Source organism: Gemmiger formicilis (assembly GCF_016901605.1).
Taxonomy (GTDB): domain Bacteria; phylum Bacillota; class Clostridia; order Oscillospirales; family Ruminococcaceae; genus Gemmiger; species Gemmiger formicilis_B.
In genome coordinates, this window is the sequence record NZ_JACJKP010000007.1 from 16,491 (window position 1) to 32,974 (window position 16,484).

The window sequence follows — 16,484 nt, forward strand, 5'->3', positions numbered from 1 at the left end:
ATCTATGAAATCTATCTTACAGCAACAATGCGAACAGCTGGCGGCGGAGCGGTATCCGCTGCACATGCCCGGGCACAAGCGCCGTCTGGCGCCTGCGCCGGGGCTTGGCTGCTATGCCTTTGATCTGACCGAGATCGAGGGCGCCGACGACCTGCACGATGCCCGGGGCATTCTGGCCGACGCCATGCAGCGTACCGCCGACCTTTACGGCTCGGCCCGGTGTTGGTACCTGGTGGGCGGCTCCACCGCGGGCCTGCTGGCGGGTATCCGGGCGGCGGCTCCCTTTGGCAGCCGGGTTCTGGTGGCCCGCAACTGCCACAAGGCCGTCTACCATGCCCTGGAACTGGGCCATCTGATCGCCCATTACCTGACCCCGCCGGTGGTGGCGGAGTTCGGCGTCTACGGCAGCATCCCCCCGGAAGCGGTGGCCGCCGCTTTGGACGCCCACCCGGATGTGCGCTGCGTCATCCTGACCAGCCCCACCTATGAGGGGGTACAGAGCGATCTGGCCGCCATTGCCCAATGCTGCCATGCCCGGGGCATCCCCCTGCTGGTGGATGAAGCCCACGGCGCCCATTACCTGCCCCTGGCCGAACCCTGCGGCTGGCAGGGCGGGGCGGTGGCAGCCGGGGCCGACCTGGTGGTGCAGAGCGCCCACAAGACCCTGCCCAGCCTGACCCAGACCGCCTGGCTGCACCTGAACGGCAGCCTTATCGACCCGGCCGCCGTGGAGCGGGAACTGGATGTGTTCGAGACCAGTTCCCCCAGTTATCCCTTGCTGGTCAGTCTGGACGGCTGTACCGGCTGGCTGGCCCGGGAAGGGACCGCAGCCTTTGCCGCCTGGCGCGCCCGGCTGGACCGGTTTTATGCCGCCGCCCGCCGGTGGAACCATACCCCGGTGCTGGGGCTGGGGGCCGAAGGGCAGGGCTTTTTTGCCCGGGACGAGGGCAAGATCCTGCTGCGCATCGGCGCGGCGGGAGCTGCGGACCTGCGGGCCGCGGGCTTTGAGCCGGAGATGGTCTGCGGGCCCAATGTGCTGGCCATGACCAGCCCCTGCGACGAGGGAACGGCCCTGGACCGACTGGCCCGGGTGCTGGAACGCCGCGACCGGACCGAACCGCCGGTGCCCCGGGCCGGGGCGCTGCTGCCGCCCCCCGGCCCCGCCCGGTGCACCATTGCCGAAGCGCTGGGCCGTCCTGCCGCCCTTTGCCCGCTGGAACAGGCGGTGGGCAGGACCGCGGCCGAGTATGTGTGGGCCTACCCGCCCGGCGTGCCGCTGCTGGCCCCCGGCGAGGAAGTCACTCCCGCCTTTGCCGCTGCCGTGCAGGCACTGACCGCCGACGGCACCGCCCTGCACCATACCGGGGCGGGCACCGCCGGAACCCTGGCGGTGCTGGCATGATCGCCCGCCGCCCTTCGACAGGGAACGGTTGCACTTCCCGCCTGAAAATGGTACAATAAACAGAACTATTCAAAACGTTCATCACTGTCTACGGAGGACTTCTCCCATGAACTGGATCGATAAACTGGAGCGCCGCTACGGCCGCTACGCCATCCCCAACTTGGTCAACGGCCTGATGCTCGGGCAGCTGGCGGTGGGGTTGTTTATCCTCATCATCAACCGCAATTTCGACCTGTATATCTACCTGAGCCGGGACGCCATCCTGCATGGCCAGATCTGGCGCCTTGTCACCTTCCTGTTCGAGCCTATCTGGCTGGGCGGCGTGCTGGGCATCCTGAACCTGGTGTTCTATTTCTGGATCGGCAACTCTCTCACACGGGCCTGGGGCGATTTCCGCCTGAACCTCTACGTCCTGCTGGGCGTGGTGGGGACCTGGATCGGCGCGTTCCTTACCGGCTACGGCTCTGCCGACGGCGTCTATCTCAGCATGATGTTCGCCTACTGCTGGATGTGGCCCAACCAGGGGGTGCTGCTCTGGGGCATCATTCCCTTCAAAATGAAATACCTGGGCTGGTTTGAACTGACCGTCTGGGTGTTGAATTTTGTGATGGGCGGCCTGGGCACCCGCATCAGCCTGGTGCTGGGCATGGCCGGGTTCCTGGTGTTCTTTGGCCGCGAAGTGTTTGACTGGTGCAAGGATACCATCATGGGCTACAAGCGCCGCCGCGACTGGCAGAACCGCAACAACCGCTGGTAAGCAAAGTTTTGCATGGTAAACGTGCCCGGGCTGGGGTCCGGCGCGCAACATAAGGAGGTTTTTGGTATGAAACTCATCACCGCCATCGTGAATAAAGAGGATTCCCGCGCAGTCTGTAACGAACTGCTCAAGCACAAATTCTACGTCACCCGTCTGGCTACCACCGGCGGCTTCCTGATGGCCGGCAACATGACCCTGCTCATCTGCACCGAGGACGAAAAGGTGGATGAATGCATCAGCATCATCTCCCAGTTCTGCAAGCAGCGCACCGAGATCGTGCCCGGCACCGCCACCATGGGCCTGGGCATCGAGAGTGCCATGCCCATGGAAGTGACCGTGGGCGGCGCTACCATCATCGTGACCAACGTGGAACGCTTTGAAAAGCTGTGATGCTGGACCGTCTGGCCGGTAACACGGCCCTGAAAGAGGAACTGGGCGCAGCCCTGCGCACCGGCCGGCTGCCGCATGCGGTTTTGCTCATTGGCGAAACCGGCTGCGGCACGGGTTTTGCCGCCCGCTGCCTGGCCGCAGACTACCTCTACCCCCAGGGCGGCCCCCATGCGGAGGCCGTGCTGAAAAAGGCCGACACCGAATGTCTGGTCCTGCAGGGGGAAGGCGCCAGCGGCCAGATCCCCGTCAAACGGGTGCGGGAAATGCGGGAGGCCATCCAGCATTCCGCCCTGTCCACCGACGCGGCGGGCCGTGTACTGTTCATCTACGGCGCCCAGAACCTGAACGGCTCTTCGGCCAATGCCATGCTGAAGATCATTGAGGAACCGCCCGAAGGGGTGCTCTTTCTGCTTACGGCCACCAGCGCCGCCACCGTGCTGCCCACCATCCGCAGCCGCTGCGCGGCCTACACCATTGTGCCGGTGGACGCCGCCGAGTGCGCCGCGCTGCTGCGGGAACGGGGCTTGCCCGCCCCGCTGGCCGACGAACTGGCCTTTGTCTACGAAGGGCACATCGGCACCGCCCTGCGCGCCTTTCAGGACGCAGGCGCCCGGGCGGCCCTGGGCCAGGCCAAGGAACTGTGCGGGTATGCCGCCCAGAACGATACCTACCGTGCCCTGGTGCTGCTGACCAAATACGAGCGGGACCGAGAAGGGTTTTTGGCGCTGCTGTGGCAGCTGGACCAGGTGTGCAGCGCTGTGCTGCGCCGCCCCGACTACGGTGCCCGCCAGTGCGGCGGACTGAGCCCGGCGGCTGCGGCCGAGATCCTGCGCGCCGACGCAGAAGCCCGCCGCGCCGTGACCGCCAACGGCAATCTGCGCCTGGCGGTGGCGGTACTGGCCGCCCAGATCGCCTGAACACAAAAGGAATACGACCATGAAAGTTATCTCTGTAAAATTCAAAGAGAACGGCCGGGCGTACTATTTTGACCCCGGCACGTTTGAAGTCAAAGAGGGCGACTACGTCATTGTGACCACCGCCCGGGGCACCGAATGCGGCGAAGTGGTCCGCGGTGCCCACGAAGTACCGGGATTCTCCCGGGAAGTAAAGCCGGTCATCCGGGTGGCTGACGCCGTGGATGTGCGCCGGATGCGCCAGAACCGCGCCGATGTGCAGCGGGCCTACCAGATCTGCGAACAGCGCATTGCCGCCCACGACCTGAAAATGAAACTGGTGGATGCGGAGTATACCCTGGACCGCAGCAAGCTGGTGTTCTATTTTACCGCCGACAACCGGGTGGATTTCCGGGAACTGGTCAAGGACCTGGCTGCCCAGTTCCATACCCGCATTGAACTGCGCCAGATCGGCGTGCGGGACGAAAGCAAGATGCTGGGCGGGCTGGGCCTTTGCGGTCAGCCCTTCTGCTGCAGCCGGTTTTTGAAGAACTTCCAGCCGGTGTCCATCAAAATGGCCAAGGAACAGGGCCTGAGCCTGAACCCCACCAAGATCAGCGGCGCCTGCGGCCGCCTGATGTGCTGCCTGGCCTATGAACAGAAAAGCTATGAGTACCTGAACTCCATCACCCCCACCCCGGGCAGCATTGTGCGCACCCCCGACGGGGAAGGCACCGTCCTGGAAGTGAACGTGGTGGCCGGTACGTTGAAAGTCCGCTCCAATGTGGAGATTCTGGCTCCCAGGGTGTATAAGCGGGAAGAATGCGTCTACCTGCGGGGCGGCAAGCGGGTGCCCAAGGACCCCGACCCCGAACAGGAGTGACCGCCGCGGGCCTGTGGGTTGCGGTACGCGGGGAAAATTTTTCAAGATATGGCACTTGCTAATTTTTATGCAATGTGATACACTATTCGTAACGCAGTAGGCTAAACAAACCCGCTGTGCACCGTACCGGGAAGCAGCCGTGCAGGGCCGGTAGGGGAGATCAATCAGCACGGAGATAAGGAGTTCACGATGGCTCATACCGTTACCAGCGAGTGCGTTGCTTGCGGTGCATGTGTTGACACCTGCCCCGTCGGTGCAATCAGCATGGAGGATAAGGCTGTGGTCGATGCTGGTTCCTGCATCGATTGCGGTGCTTGCGAAGGCGTTTGCCCCACCGGCGCAATCCAGGCTGAATAAGCAAAATTGCACACTCTGCGCGGCCGTTCAGGCCGCGCTTTTTTGTTGCGCCTTCCCCCCCGAAGGCATCCATGAGGAGGTTTTGTATGCAATCTCGACGCCTGATCCTGGTACTGGACGGCCAGGGCGGCGGCATGGGAGTCCAGCTGATCAAAATGCTGGCTCCCCAGCTGCCCCAGGACTGTGACCTGCTGGCCATAGGTACCAACGTCATGGCCACCAGTGCCATGCTCAAGGCCGGGGCGCCCCACGGTGCCACCGGCGAAAACGCCGTGGTCTATAACGCTGCCCGGGCGGACCTGATTCTGGGCCCCATCGGGATGATCCTGGCCAACGGTATTCTGGGGGAGGTTTCGCCCGCCATGGCTGCGGCGGTGTCTGCCGCGGCGGCGGAAAAGATTCTGATTCCTTCTTCCCACTGCGGGGTGCAGATCGCCGGTACCCAGGACTGCCCGCTGGAAACCTACCTGCAAAGCGCCGTGACCCTGGCGCTGCGGGAGCTGCAGGCATGAGCGGCGCACTGTCTGCGGCGGCGGCCCCGGTGCTGGCGGCCGCCCGGGCCCTGCTGGAAACACCGCGCCCGGCACTGTTGGCCATCGACGGGCGATGCGGCAGCGGAAAATCCACCCTGGCGGCCTGGCTGGCAGAGCAGCTGCCCTGCAACCTGGTGCATATGGATGATTTTTACCTGCCGCCGGCGGATCGCCGCCCCGACTGGGCACAGCACCCGGGGGCCAATATGGATTTTGCCCGCCTGCGGGAAGAGGTGCTGCTGCCTCTGCTGGCCGGGCAGCCCGCCGACTACCGGGCCTATGTTTGCCGGGATGGCGCTTTGCAGCCGCCGGTCACACTGCCGCCCCGGGGACTGACCATTCTGGAGGGCAGTTATGCCCTGCACCCGGCACTGCAGGTGCCGCTGGCCTGCCGGGTCTTTGTGACCTGTTCCCCGGACTGCCAGCGCCAGCGGCTGCAGCTGCGGGAAGGGGCCCATTTTGCCGCGTTTGAAGAGCGGTGGATTCCCCTGGAAGAGGGGTATCTGGCCGCCTGCCGCCCCGAGAAAACCTGTGATTTTGTGCTGGACACCACCGCCTTGACGGTGTAAAATAATACCCGGTTCCTTTGAGAAAAGCCAGGAAGGCAACAGCAGCCCAGGAAGGGCTGCGCCGGAACACTTTTTGATGAGGAGAGATCTTTTTGATGCATACCCGCGAAAAAACCTACAAACTGGTGCTGTCGGCCCTGTTCCTGGCCCTGTGCCTGGTGCTGCCCATGATCACCGGCGGCATTCCCACCATTGGCAATATGCTGCTGCCCATGCACATCTCCGTGCTGCTGTGCGGCCTGCTGTGCGGCTGGCAGTATGGGCTGGTCATCGGCTTTGTGGCGCCGCTGCTGCGCTCGGTGCTGTTCGGCATGCCGCCCATGTACCCGGTGGCCATTGCCATGGCCTTTGAGCTGGCCGCCTATGGCCTGATCATCGGTCTGGTCTACCGTCTGCTGCCCAAACACGGGGTGGCGGCACTGTACATCAGCCTGCTCACCGCCATGGTGGGCGGACGGCTGGTCTGGGGTGTGGCCGAAGTGGTGCTGCTGGGCATGGCCGGCAACGCCTTTACGTTCCAAGCGTTTTTGTCCGGTGCGCTGCTCACCGCCGTGCCCGGCATCGTGCTGCAGCTGGTGCTGATCCCCGCCGTGATGGTGGCGCTGGACCGCACCGGCGTGGTCAAATTCCGCAGGGCGGAAGGCTGAATAGCAGCCCGACCATCAATTTCCACAACAAGCCGCGCAGGAAGCGCGGCGTTTTTTGTGTGGGCAGTGCTTGTTATTTTGTCGCTGAATATGCTATACTGTAAAAAAATTGTTACCATTGAGGGGGCGCACCGTATGGGACTGATCGCGAAGATCCAGAACAAAACCGAACAAGCCCGGGCAAAAGAGCGTATCCGGCCGCTGCTGGAAAGCCGCATGATGCGCGATATTCTGCTGGAGATCGGCCAGCGCGGTACCGAAAAACTGGACCCCCAAAGTGTGCCCCTGGACCAGCGTCCCCGGGCGGCCAAGCTGGCGGCCGAATGCGGCACCGCCGGCCTGCACCAGAGCGTCATCCGGGAAGTGGTGCTGGACGAGGCAGGCATTACCCTGTATGCGGGGGATGACGAGATCCCCTTCCTGTACGGCGACTATAACTATGAAAACATCGAGGATACCGACTGCCTGCCCGCCGTGGCCCAGTACCTGGTCCAGCGGCTGCGGGGCTATTACAACATCAGCCGGACCTTCTACACGGTGCCCAAACACAACGGCCGCACCGTTACCGAAAAAACCCGCCAGGTGTTTATCCGCCGCCACCACGAGGATACCCCCTTTGACCCCCAGCCTACCCAGAAACAGCACCTGTTCTGACGGTTTGCGTTGACAGGACCACCGAAGTTTGCTATAATGAACTGTACGCTGTACAAAGCGGCGACGATGGAGCATTACTCAAGAGGTCGAAGAGGTCGCACTCGAAAGTTTGCAGCCCACTGGCCGATTCGTCCGCCGCGAATGGCGTGACGGCGGGATTTTCCCGGGGTATGGTTTCCGGTTTTATCCGCTTATCTTGCATCGAAATCTTGCATTTTTCCGAAAGGCTTGCAAGGCGGTGCTTGACAATTAAATATGGAGATGTACTCAAGAGGTCGTAAGAGGGAGCACTCGAAATGCTTTAGGTCTCGAGAGAGGCGCGTGGGTTCGACTCCCACCATCTCCGCCAAATGGGGAGGCAAGGACGGAAACGTCCTTGCCTCCTGTTTTTTGAGGAGGCAGAAATGGCACCTGTTACCAAAGAGCAAGCCTTGAAAAGCGCGTTGGCATCTTCTGCGATGGAAGGTTTCCCGGTTACACCGGAAGTGACGCGCAACTGTCAAAGGTTGCTGAACGGTGAAGTGAACGTCGACAGTCTTGTGAAGGAAATTCTCAGCAAGCGGCAAAAGGGGTAAACTATGCCATATACCGTGGATGCGGCTACCAGCGGCTGCTATGAAGGCACAACCGTTCTAATCAACAAATTCGGACTGCGGGATGCGGAAGCGCTGGCAGAGGTAGAAGCTGCGGTAGTTCCCGCCAAGGCAGCCATGTGGGAAGCAAAGCCCCTATGTGAGACCTTTGATTTTGCGCATTATAAAGCCATCCACCGCTGGTTATTTGAAGACCTGTATGAATGGGCTGGGGAGGTCCGTACCATTGATTTGTCGAAAAAAGGCACAATGTTCTGTCCAGTCGGGGAAATAAACCGTGTTGCCCAGGCGATTTTTTCACGTTTGAAAGCGGAGAAGTTTCTGGTGGGGTTGGAAAAACCGGAATTGCTTTTGCAGCTCACAGATTTTTACCAACGTACCAATGAACTGCATCCTTTTCGGGAAGGCAATGGCAGAACGCAGCGTGTTTTTCTGTCTCAGCTATGTCGCCATGCGGGTTATCATCTGGACTTTTCTCAGTTGGATACAGACTTACTGATGATTGCCACCATACAAGCGTCGCAAGGTATGGATATGCTGCTGCGGCAGGTTCTGGAACAGGGAATCGAAGCGGAAATGGATTGATCACAAAGCGGGAGCTGGATTTTCCGGCCCTCGCTTTGTTTATGTCTGCCACCGATTGGTCATTCCGCTCTCCGGCAGCGGCAGGGCCTGCTCCATTGTTGCGGCGCTGAGCTGCTTGGACTGGGAATCCAGGTGGGCGTAGATGTTGGCTGTGGTGGAAATGTCGCTGTGGCCCAGCCATTCCTGGATCTGCTTCATGGGCACGCCCTGCTTCAGCAGCAGGCTGGCGCAGGAGTGGCGCAGATCGTGGAAGCGGATTTTCCGCAGGCCGTGGTCGGCCAGCAGCTTGGCGAAGCCGTCGGTCACCGCGTTGGGCAGGATGAGATTGCCCATCTCGTCCACGAACAGGTAGCCTTTATACTTCTGGTTGTAGCAGTTGCCGCAGAGCCTCTCGTTGTAAGCCTGCTGCTCTTTCAGCGCCCGCAGCCGCTGGGCAAAGCTGGCCACCAGCGGCAGGGTGCGCAGGCTGGACTTGGTCTTGGCCCGGTCGGCCTCCACCAAAACGTGTTTGCCCTCCAGGTTGGTGCTGGTCACGATGTGGCGGATGGTCAGGGTACCGGCCTCGAAGTCTACGGCGTCCCACCGCAGGCCCAGCACCTCGCCCCGGCGCAGCCCATAGAAGGCCGCAAACTGGATGATCAGTTCCAGCCGGTGCCCCCGGGCGGCTTCGAAGAGCTGCTCCATCTCCTCGGCGGTGTAGTAGGCGGCCATGTACTTCTCGGGCTTGGGACGCTCCACCTTGTCCACCGGGTTGCCGGGGATCAGGTCCAGCTTCACGGCGTATTTCAGCGCCTTGTGCAGGTTGGCGTGCTGCCGCAGTACGCTGGTGGCTTTCAGTGTTTCCAGCTCGTGGAGGTAGAAACTCTGGATATGCCGCGCCTGCAGCCCGCCCAGCGTGATGCCGGTGGGCTCGAAGTAGGGGACGATGTGGTTCTTCACATTGAAGTTGTAGGAGGACCAGGTGGTTTCCTGCACGGCGGGGCGGATGATCTTCAGCCAGTAGAGCATATAGTCACTGAACAGCATATCGGGGCTCAGTTCCTCTTTGCGGTTGGGTTTGGGCGGCGTGAAGCTGCGGCGCAGTTCCCGCAGCATCTCCTCCGCCCGCTTTTTGTTGCCCTTCACAGGCAGGCCGGTGGCGTGCCAGGGCTGTTTGCGCTTGCCGTCGGCACCGGTATAGCTGAGTACCATGTAGTAATATCCGTTTTTCTCTTGCAGTCGGCCTGCGACCATAGGCATTTCTCCTTTCATAATCGTTTGTACGGGTTTCCGGGTCCATCACAACAATACCCGGAATCTTTGGCAAAAGCTAGTCACAAATCTACACAAGGATACGCCCTTGTTTTGGGTACGAATCTACCAAAGCGCCCGCGTCGGGAACATCCCGGCGCGGGCTTTTGGTATGGTTGTGGTTCAGTGCTCCAGACCGCGGCGGCGCTTTCGGTGGCGGGCTTTTTCCTCGGCCCGCTGACGGGCCTGTTCCTCCAGGGCCTTGCGGCAGGCGGTGGTGGCTCGTACCCTTCGGAGAATCCTGTCACAGACTTCATCCTCATGCCGCAGCGCCTTGATCTGGCGGGTCAGTTCAGCCCGGTGCTCAGCGGTACCGGGCGGTGGGACCTTGTGCCGCAGCAGCCGGGCACAGTCGGCGCGCTCCTTGCAGAGAGTGTCGATCTGCGCCGCCAGTTCCCGGCGGCGGGCCTCCACCTCGTCGGTGGTGTGGAAATCCCGATCAAAGCAGAGGTGCATCTCCTCCAGCGTGCGTTCCACATTGTGCCAGATCGCTTCGATCTCGGGCCAGTTGATGGACGCCCGGGGATTCGGCTTTGCCTGCACCTTGTACCGGAAGTAGAGATACTTCCGACTCAGGTGGGGCTTGCCGAAGAGCTCGTCCAGCAGACCCTTGTACCGCACCTTGGCCCAGGAACGGCAGGGGGGACGCCGGGGACGGTCGTACCCGCCGAACAGGCTGTAATAGTGGGGGCCGAACTGGTAATAGTGGGCGTCCAGCACCCGGGCCAGCGCGGGCCAGTCGAACTCCGGGCCCAGGCGGTGCACCCGCACCGGGCGGCCACCGTCCACCGAGCGCAGCGTGGCGTACTTGCGGCCCTCCTCCCGCCGCCACAGGTAGCCCACCCGACGCAGGGCCAGGGCAAAGTCTTCCTCGGTGCTGGTCTGCTGGAGGGCGGTTTGCAGTGCCTCCCGCATCCGGTTGTACCGGGTGGGCTCACCCCGGCGCTCCGCTTCGTAGAGGAGACGCGGTGTGCTCTTGCCGGGGGTCTGTACCACTGACAGCCCCTGGGCCCGGCAGAGGGCATCGGAGGCGCGGCGCAGCTCCCGGTACTGGCTGCGGCGCTGCTCGTACTTTTTGCCATCCACATAGGACACCGCGTTGATGACAAAGTGGTTGTGCAGGCAGTGGGTGTTCATGTGGGTGGCCACCAGCACCTGGAACCGCCCGCCCCAAACCTGCCGGGCCAGCTTCACCCCGATGGCGTGGCACTGTTCCGGCGTTACCTCGCCGGGCTGGAAACTCTGGTAGGCGTGCATCGCCACCACGCCCTCGGTCTTGCCGAACTTCCGCTGCACTGCCCGCATATCCGACCAGGCGGTTTCGGGGCGGCAGTGGATGCCCGACACCAGTTTTGCGCTTTCTGGCAAGGTGGTCTTGGCGTCGTTCCCGGCGTAGTGCAGCGCCTGGGCCAGGCCGCCGGATTCGGTTTTCTCCGGGTTGGCGGCATAGTCCACCACCCGGCGCAGGTTGTCCCGCACCGGCCAGATCTTGGTGACGGCCAGGGATTACTCCTTCGGCAGCAGGGCTTCCCGGATCTGGTCTGTGGCCGCCCAGCAAGGGAGCGCGTCCCCGGGCGGCAGAAGGTCCGCCAGCGCGTCCAGTTCTCTCAGAGCAGAAAACAAAGACGCGGGCGGGTGAAACTGCGGTGTGTACCCCAGTGCCCGCTGCCGGAGATATTCGGACAGCGTTAGACCGCAGCGCCGGGCAGCGGATTCCATCCGGTGTTTTTCAGCCGGTGTCACCCGCACGTTGATGCCCACGGTGCGGTTTCTCACGAGGCAGCCTCCCGTGAGAAATCGGGGCTCGGGGTCGTCCCCGTAGAAGCGGCGGTGTCCGCCGCGGCGAAGGGGTGCCCGTCGGCAACACAAAGCCCATGCTCGCTACCGTGATGCGGCCCCGGTGACGGTGATGACGACGATGACGGTACGGGGGCCGCACCCTCTTCACCAGCCGGTATCGTACCAGACGGTAAGGATCTGCCGGTATCATCGTCACTACCGTCATGACCGTCATCCCCGTCACGGGTGAAGCACAGCAGCCGGGTGTTGGAGGTGCGCCGGGACTGGTAGCAGATGCCCTGCGGGGCAAACACCGTGTAGAAGTGCTCCACCAGTTTGCGGGTGAACTGGTTGGGCAGCACATCGGTGATACTGGCGGCGGTCAGCAGTTCGGTGGCGGTGCCTGTCCAGCTGCCGGTGCGCCGGACAAAGTCCGCCGCCCGCCACAGGTAGTCCGGAACAGCCTTCCGGACCTGCGCCTCGGCGGTTTCCTCCTCCAATAGCTGCCAGATGCAGCCCCGGGTCTGCAGATGGAGGGTGCAGCTATCCATGTTACGGCCTGTCACCAGCAGCCGGGCCGTGTCGCTCATCCGCTGGCGCTGCAGCAGCCAGATGGTGTCGGCGGCACCCATCAGGCCGTTGGACCCGGAAATCTGCTGGAACGGGTCGGATGCGCCCTGTTTGCGCAGATGATGCACCAGCAGCAACCCGATGCCACGGCGGTCCGCCAGGGATTTCAGCGCGCTCATATCCTGATAATCGCTGGCGTAAGCGCCGTTGTTCGGGTCGGCGGTGCGGACCTTCTGCAAGGTGTCGATGACCACCAGCCCGGTTTCGGGGTGCTGGGACAGGAATTTCTCGATCTGGAGTTCCAGTCCGTCCCCAATGGCGCAGCTTCCGGTCTAGAAGTACAACCGGCTGGGAACGGGGTCCTCGGTCAGGCGGAACAAACGACCCTGAATGCGGGCATAGGTGTCCTCCAGACAGAGGTACAGTACGGTCTGCGGCTGGGTGGTGCGGCCCCAGATCTCGCCGCCCCGGGCCAGCTGCAGGCAAAGCCACAGACACAGCCAACTTTTGCCTGCCTTGCTGGCACCGGCCAACAAGGGAAGCCCGGCGGGCAGCAGGCCGGGAATCAGCCACCGCAAGCGGCAGCGGGGTGGAAAGTAGAGTTTCAGCGTCAATAGGTTCGTTTCTCTGCATAGCATACGCCTCCTTCTTGCTGGGCCACAGGCCGCCCAACGGGGCCCTGTAGCGCGACCTTTGCGACAATGCGGGTAACGTGCCCGCCGCCCGGCGGCGCGCGGCACGGCGCGGATTTGGGCGGAGGGACAGAGTGAATCTTATTAAGATTCACTCTGTCGGGAAAATCGCTTGCGTGAATCATGTTAAGATACCTTTGGCCGCAATACAGCAGAAAGTGAATCATGCTATGATTCACTTTTTCTGCGGCGGGTTTCCAGTGAATCATGCTATGATTCACTTTGCAGGTCTTGCCCGGCAAAACCTGCCCCTTGTGCATTGGTCAGCAGATAGCGGATGACGTTGATTTTGGGAATCTTGTAGGCGTTGCCCAGTTTGAGGGCTCCGATTTCGCCTTCTCCCAGCAGATCATACGCCGCATGACGGCTGATGCCCAACATAGTTTGCAGTTGCCGGACTGTTATCACGTCGGGATAGTCGGCAAACAGCAGGCCATAGCAGGCTTTCAGCTCTTTTTCCGGGATGAGGCGTTTCGCAGACATGCGACCCTCATAGAATGGAAGTGTACGGATTGGATAATCATAGGCAAATCTCCTTTCTGTAATCATTTGCAGAAGCTCTATTGAACTTTCGCAAATTTGATAAGAATATTATAGTTCGCAAAAATGCGAACGTCAATATATTTCGCAAATTTGTTACAATTTTCTTGTAAAATGGGGATGGGTAGGGTACAATGAATACAAAAAGACGCGCCCACGGGAAATCCGTGGACGCGATAACGGCTTGGAGAGGAGCAAAACCGTGACGACCGGCGAGAAAATCAAGCGGATACGCCGCCATCGGCAGATGACGCAGAAGGAACTGGGAGAAAAGATCGGGCTGGGCGCAGGCGGCGCCAACCGCATTGCCCAGTATGAGATGGGGTACCGGATTCCCAAAAAGCCACTGCTGGAGAAGATGGCTGAAGTACTGAACGTATCCGCGATGGCCTTGTCAGAAGGCGGAAACGGCGCTGCTGCCGATATGATGGAACAACTATTCTGGCTGGATGAGGAAGTGCCCGGCATCATCAACCTGGTCCGGACACAGCGGTCAGAGACCCGGTACAACGCCAACCAGGATTTTTCGTTGCGTTATGATGACAATGATGACTGGCCGCCGGACAGCCCTGTGGCCATGTGGTTTAATTCGACGGTCTTGAACGATTTCCTTAAAGATTGGGCGGAAGTGCAGCGGAAGCTTCGCCAGGGGGAGATTTCCGAAAAGGACTACTTTGAGTGGAAGATTTGTTGGCCGGAGAGTGTGGACAAGTAGGGAATAGCAGAAGTACTTTCGTAATGCAATTAAATGTTGCTGGGCTAACGGTTAGAAAGTTGTTTATGCAGAAGTTTTTGGATATCCTGCTTTGTGCCTATCTTTTTTTACAATTATCTGGTATAATAATTCCGCCAAAGCCGAACTCCGACTTTGAGTATTGGGTATGGAGGTAAAGTGCATGGATAACATAATACATATCGGTTATATTGTGCTTACCGCCGCCGTTTTGATATTGTAGCCTTTGTGCTGGATGATGCAGAACGGAAACTTGGCGGTAAGTCCCAAGTTTGAAGCTGTCACATAGCGGATTCTTTCGATAGTTAAATATCTTAGAATTGTCTTTGCGTTGTTGAAGTCATTCAAGTAAACCGCACGGTAGGCATGCCGAAAAAATCCCGGCCATCCGAAAGGGGGGCCGTTATTTTTTTGAAAAGTTTTTTAAGATTCTAAAAGAGTGGTCATTTTTCTTAGATACAAAGAAATTTTGCTTTCTACATACGAAGTCGTAAAAATAGGGCAGTGTGCAAAAACACACTACTTTGTCCGCTTATTTAATATATACGGGCAAAAGTTGTGTTGACGGTGCACCTGCCTTTCGTTATAATAAAACTGCATTAGTTTGTCCGCTAGTCTGCGCGTTGACGGCTGAATTTGTGTAGGAGCTTTGGCATGAAAAGGGCTGATGAATACAAAAAAATATTTGACCGCTATGGCGGAATGATGCGTACAAAGGATCTGCAAAAGGAAAAGATCCAGTACCGAACTTTGCAGCGCCTGATTGACCAAGAAGTGGTGGAAAAAGTTCGCTATGGCTATTACCAGTGGATCAATCCGGAAGACTTCAGCGAAGTTGGAACGGTGATCCGACTGTTCCCGGATGCCGTCTTTTGCATGGAAACTGCTCTGCGTTACTATGAGTACAGCGACCGCACACCCGCTGAATGGCATCTGGCTGTCAGCAAGGATTCCGGGAAATCGCGGTTCAAAATTGACTATCCGTTTGTAAAACCGCACTATATTGAACCTGCTTGTCTGGAGGTAGGGCTTACATCTGGGAGCATGGATGGACACAAGATTCGCATTTATGACAAAGATCGCGTGATTTGTGACTGCCTGCGGTATCGCAACAAGATGGACAAGGAAATTTTCAATAAGGCTGTGCAACGATATATTGCAGACCCAGAAAAAAACATCCAGCACCTGCTGGAGTATGCAGAGGTGCTGAGAGTCAAAAAGATTGTAAAAGAATTGATAGGAGTGTGGCTTTAATGGCGGATAAAGCGGCTTCTGTGCTGGCAAAACTGAAAAACAAGGCCAAAGCCACAGGCATCAGTTATCAGCAATGTTTGCAGCTTTTCTTTCAGGAGGAATTTCTGCGGCGGCTTGCTGCTTCTCCTTATGCGGATAACTTTGTCCTGAAAGGTGGGCTGTTTATCTACACGCTCACCAACTTTGAAAGCCGGGCTACGGTGGATGTGGATTTTTTGATGCGGGGCCTGAACAACGATCTTGCTCGGATGGATACTATCCTTGCCGAGATTCTAGCGGTGGAAACGGGAAATGATTTTGTGACCTTCCGTGCTGAAAAAACACAGCCTATTGCTCTCCAGCGCAAGTATCATGGTGTCAGTACGCAGATCACCGGCTTCATCAAAAATGTTCGGGTTCCCTTTAACGTGGACATTGGCGTTGGGGATATAATCGTTCCGGGTGCAGAGCGAAGGGCTATTCAGACACAGCTGGAGGGTTACACACAACCCGCTGTCCTGACCTATTCGCTGGAAAGCACCGTGGCGGAAAAATTTGATGCTATTCTGCAGCGTTTTGAACTTACCGGACGAATGAAAGACTTTTACGATATCTATTATCTGTCCAGAACCTTTGACTTCGACGGAGCAAAGCTGCAGTCGGCCATACAACAGACGCTACATAACCGAGGAACAACATACGGAAAAGACAGCTTTGACCATATATTTGCATTGGCTGACTATCCGGAAATGCACACCAAGTGGCGCTATTTTCTGCGAAGCCTGGGAAACTCTGAACTGGATTTTACCGCGGTTATTCAAGAAATCAGTGCATTCCTTTTGCCGGTGTGGCAAAAGATGATGGCAGAAGAACCAATGACCGGCGTATGGTATGCGGAAAAGGCGTGCTGGGATACAGGCGAAGAGTAATGCCCGGCAAAGATGGTCATTTACATAATTTTACTAAAGGATGGTACTCCCCATGGCAAGGAAAAAAGCCGAAGAAAAATTGAACCTCGAGTCAGTTTTATTTAAATGCCGGGATATTCTGCGTCAGGCGCGCAATTCCGGCTCGTTTTTTGAAAAGCGCGATATGATGCTGACACTGGTGTTTTTGCGATTTATGGGCGAAAAATTTGAGGACGGCATCGAGAATCTTCGCCAGACGCTGATAGATCAGGGATTGAATCCGGATGACGAAGAAATCTGGAATGCGTTTTTTAATGATCCGACCTTTACGGATGGCACCTACAATCTGCCAGTGGAAGCCCGCTGGACCACCATCATCAATACACCTGCGCCGCAGTTGAATGTGGCTTTGGATACGGCTTTGAAAGCCTTGGGAGACAGTGATAAGCAGCTGAAAGGCTGTTTTGTAGAAGGTA

Annotated in this window: 20 protein-coding genes, 1 tRNA gene and 1 pseudogene; 17 read left to right on the forward strand and 5 right to left on the reverse strand. The window is 58.9% G+C overall.

Annotation, left to right across the window (positions count from 1 at the left end):
* Window positions 1–4: 4 nt before the first annotated feature.
* From H6B10_RS01300 to H6B10_RS01360, 13 genes are all read left to right on the forward strand, one after another.
* Window positions 5–1,402 carry an aminotransferase class I/II-fold pyridoxal phosphate-dependent enzyme gene (locus tag H6B10_RS01300; protein ID WP_204649111.1) on the forward strand — a complete coding sequence of 466 codons (1,398 nt, stop codon included), beginning with the start codon at window positions 5–7 and terminating at the stop codon, window positions 1,400–1,402.
* Window positions 1,403–1,508: 106 nt separating this feature from the next.
* Complete coding sequence (locus H6B10_RS01305; RefSeq protein ID WP_204649112.1) at window positions 1,509–2,159, forward strand: Rhomboid family protein; 651 nt, start codon at window positions 1,509–1,511, stop codon at window positions 2,157–2,159.
* A gap of 66 nt (window positions 2,160–2,225) precedes the next feature.
* The gene (locus H6B10_RS01310) at window positions 2,226–2,549 is read left to right on the forward strand and encodes a cyclic-di-AMP receptor (protein ID WP_204649113.1); all 324 of its coding nucleotides are present in this window, start codon (window positions 2,226–2,228) and stop codon (window positions 2,547–2,549) included.
* A complete protein-coding gene (locus tag H6B10_RS01315) occupies window positions 2,549–3,466 on the forward strand; it encodes a hypothetical protein (protein ID WP_204649114.1) in 918 nt (305 codons plus the stop codon). The genes H6B10_RS01310 and H6B10_RS01315 overlap by 1 nt, the downstream gene beginning before the upstream one ends.
* 19 nt (window positions 3,467–3,485) lie before the next feature.
* Entirely contained in the window at window positions 3,486–4,325 is an 840-nt protein-coding gene (locus tag H6B10_RS01320) for a PSP1 domain-containing protein (RefSeq protein ID WP_204649115.1), read from the forward strand.
* Window positions 4,326–4,514: 189 nt separating this feature from the next.
* Window positions 4,515–4,682: a DUF362 domain-containing protein gene (locus H6B10_RS01325; RefSeq protein WP_204649116.1), complete on the forward strand. Its 168-nt coding sequence runs from the start codon at window positions 4,515–4,517 to the stop codon at window positions 4,680–4,682.
* An 86-nt stretch (window positions 4,683–4,768) separates the two neighbouring features.
* On the forward strand, window positions 4,769–5,194 hold the full coding sequence (locus tag H6B10_RS01330; RefSeq protein WP_204649117.1) for a DUF3842 family protein: 426 nt from the start codon (window positions 4,769–4,771) through the stop codon (window positions 5,192–5,194).
* Window positions 5,191–5,784: a uridine kinase family protein gene (locus H6B10_RS01335; RefSeq protein WP_204649118.1), complete on the forward strand. Its 594-nt coding sequence runs from the start codon at window positions 5,191–5,193 to the stop codon at window positions 5,782–5,784. Before H6B10_RS01330 ends, H6B10_RS01335 begins: the two co-directional genes overlap by 4 nt.
* Window positions 5,785–5,879: 95 nt before the next feature.
* The gene (locus H6B10_RS01340; RefSeq protein ID WP_204649119.1) at window positions 5,880–6,431 is read left to right on the forward strand and encodes an ECF transporter S component; all 552 of its coding nucleotides are present in this window, start codon (window positions 5,880–5,882) and stop codon (window positions 6,429–6,431) included.
* 135 nt (window positions 6,432–6,566) lie between these two features.
* The gene (locus H6B10_RS01345; RefSeq protein WP_204649120.1) at window positions 6,567–7,085 is read left to right on the forward strand and encodes a hypothetical protein; all 519 of its coding nucleotides are present in this window, start codon (window positions 6,567–6,569) and stop codon (window positions 7,083–7,085) included.
* A gap of 257 nt (window positions 7,086–7,342) precedes the next feature.
* Window positions 7,343–7,434: transfer RNA gene (locus H6B10_RS01350), tRNA-Ser, on the forward strand.
* Window positions 7,435–7,489: 55 nt separating this feature from the next.
* Window positions 7,490–7,660: an antitoxin VbhA family protein gene (locus H6B10_RS01355; protein WP_204649121.1), complete on the forward strand. Its 171-nt coding sequence runs from the start codon at window positions 7,490–7,492 to the stop codon at window positions 7,658–7,660.
* A 15-nt stretch (window positions 7,661–7,675) separates the two neighbouring features.
* Window positions 7,676–8,263: a Fic/DOC family protein gene (locus tag H6B10_RS01360; protein WP_345941695.1), complete on the forward strand. Its 588-nt coding sequence runs from the start codon at window positions 7,676–7,678 to the stop codon at window positions 8,261–8,263.
* Window positions 8,264–8,302: 39 nt separating this feature from the next.
* Here the strand turns inward: H6B10_RS01360 and H6B10_RS01365 are convergent, their stop codons facing one another.
* From H6B10_RS01365 to H6B10_RS01390, 5 genes and pseudogenes are all read right to left on the reverse strand, one after another.
* The gene (locus H6B10_RS01365) at window positions 8,303–9,496 is read right to left on the reverse strand and encodes a tyrosine-type recombinase/integrase (protein WP_204649123.1); all 1,194 of its coding nucleotides are present in this window, start codon (window positions 9,494–9,496) and stop codon (window positions 8,303–8,305) included.
* A gap of 180 nt (window positions 9,497–9,676) precedes the next feature.
* On the reverse strand, window positions 9,677–11,032 hold the full coding sequence (locus H6B10_RS01370; RefSeq protein WP_204649124.1) for a relaxase/mobilization nuclease domain-containing protein: 1,356 nt from the start codon (window positions 11,030–11,032) through the stop codon (window positions 9,677–9,679).
* Between the two features lie 27 nt (window positions 11,033–11,059).
* Window positions 11,060–11,329, reverse strand: a complete 270-nt coding sequence (locus H6B10_RS01375; RefSeq protein WP_204649125.1) for a plasmid mobilization protein — start codon at window positions 11,327–11,329, stop codon at window positions 11,060–11,062.
* Window positions 11,326–12,540, reverse strand: a pseudogene (locus H6B10_RS01380) (AAA family ATPase). Before H6B10_RS01380 ends, H6B10_RS01375 begins: the two are co-directional and overlap by 4 nt.
* A 264-nt stretch (window positions 12,541–12,804) precedes the next feature.
* Entirely contained in the window at window positions 12,805–13,077 is a 273-nt protein-coding gene (locus H6B10_RS01390) for a helix-turn-helix domain-containing protein (protein ID WP_204649128.1), read from the reverse strand.
* A 259-nt stretch (window positions 13,078–13,336) separates the two neighbouring features.
* Between H6B10_RS01390 and H6B10_RS01395 the strand changes: the two genes are divergently transcribed.
* From H6B10_RS01395 to H6B10_RS01410, 4 genes are all read left to right on the forward strand, one after another.
* The gene (locus tag H6B10_RS01395; protein ID WP_204649129.1) at window positions 13,337–13,849 is read left to right on the forward strand and encodes a helix-turn-helix domain-containing protein; all 513 of its coding nucleotides are present in this window, start codon (window positions 13,337–13,339) and stop codon (window positions 13,847–13,849) included.
* 672 nt (window positions 13,850–14,521) lie between these two features.
* Window positions 14,522–15,121, forward strand: a complete 600-nt coding sequence (locus tag H6B10_RS01400; RefSeq protein ID WP_204649130.1) for a type IV toxin-antitoxin system AbiEi family antitoxin domain-containing protein — start codon at window positions 14,522–14,524, stop codon at window positions 15,119–15,121.
* On the forward strand, window positions 15,121–16,029 hold the full coding sequence (locus tag H6B10_RS01405) for a nucleotidyl transferase AbiEii/AbiGii toxin family protein (RefSeq protein ID WP_204649131.1): 909 nt from the start codon (window positions 15,121–15,123) through the stop codon (window positions 16,027–16,029). The genes H6B10_RS01400 and H6B10_RS01405 overlap by 1 nt, the downstream gene beginning before the upstream one ends.
* 52 nt (window positions 16,030–16,081) lie before the next feature.
* Window positions 16,082–16,484, forward strand: a 403-nt coding sequence (locus tag H6B10_RS01410) for a type I restriction-modification system subunit M N-terminal domain-containing protein (RefSeq protein WP_204649132.1), incomplete at its 3' end; no start/stop codon positions are given.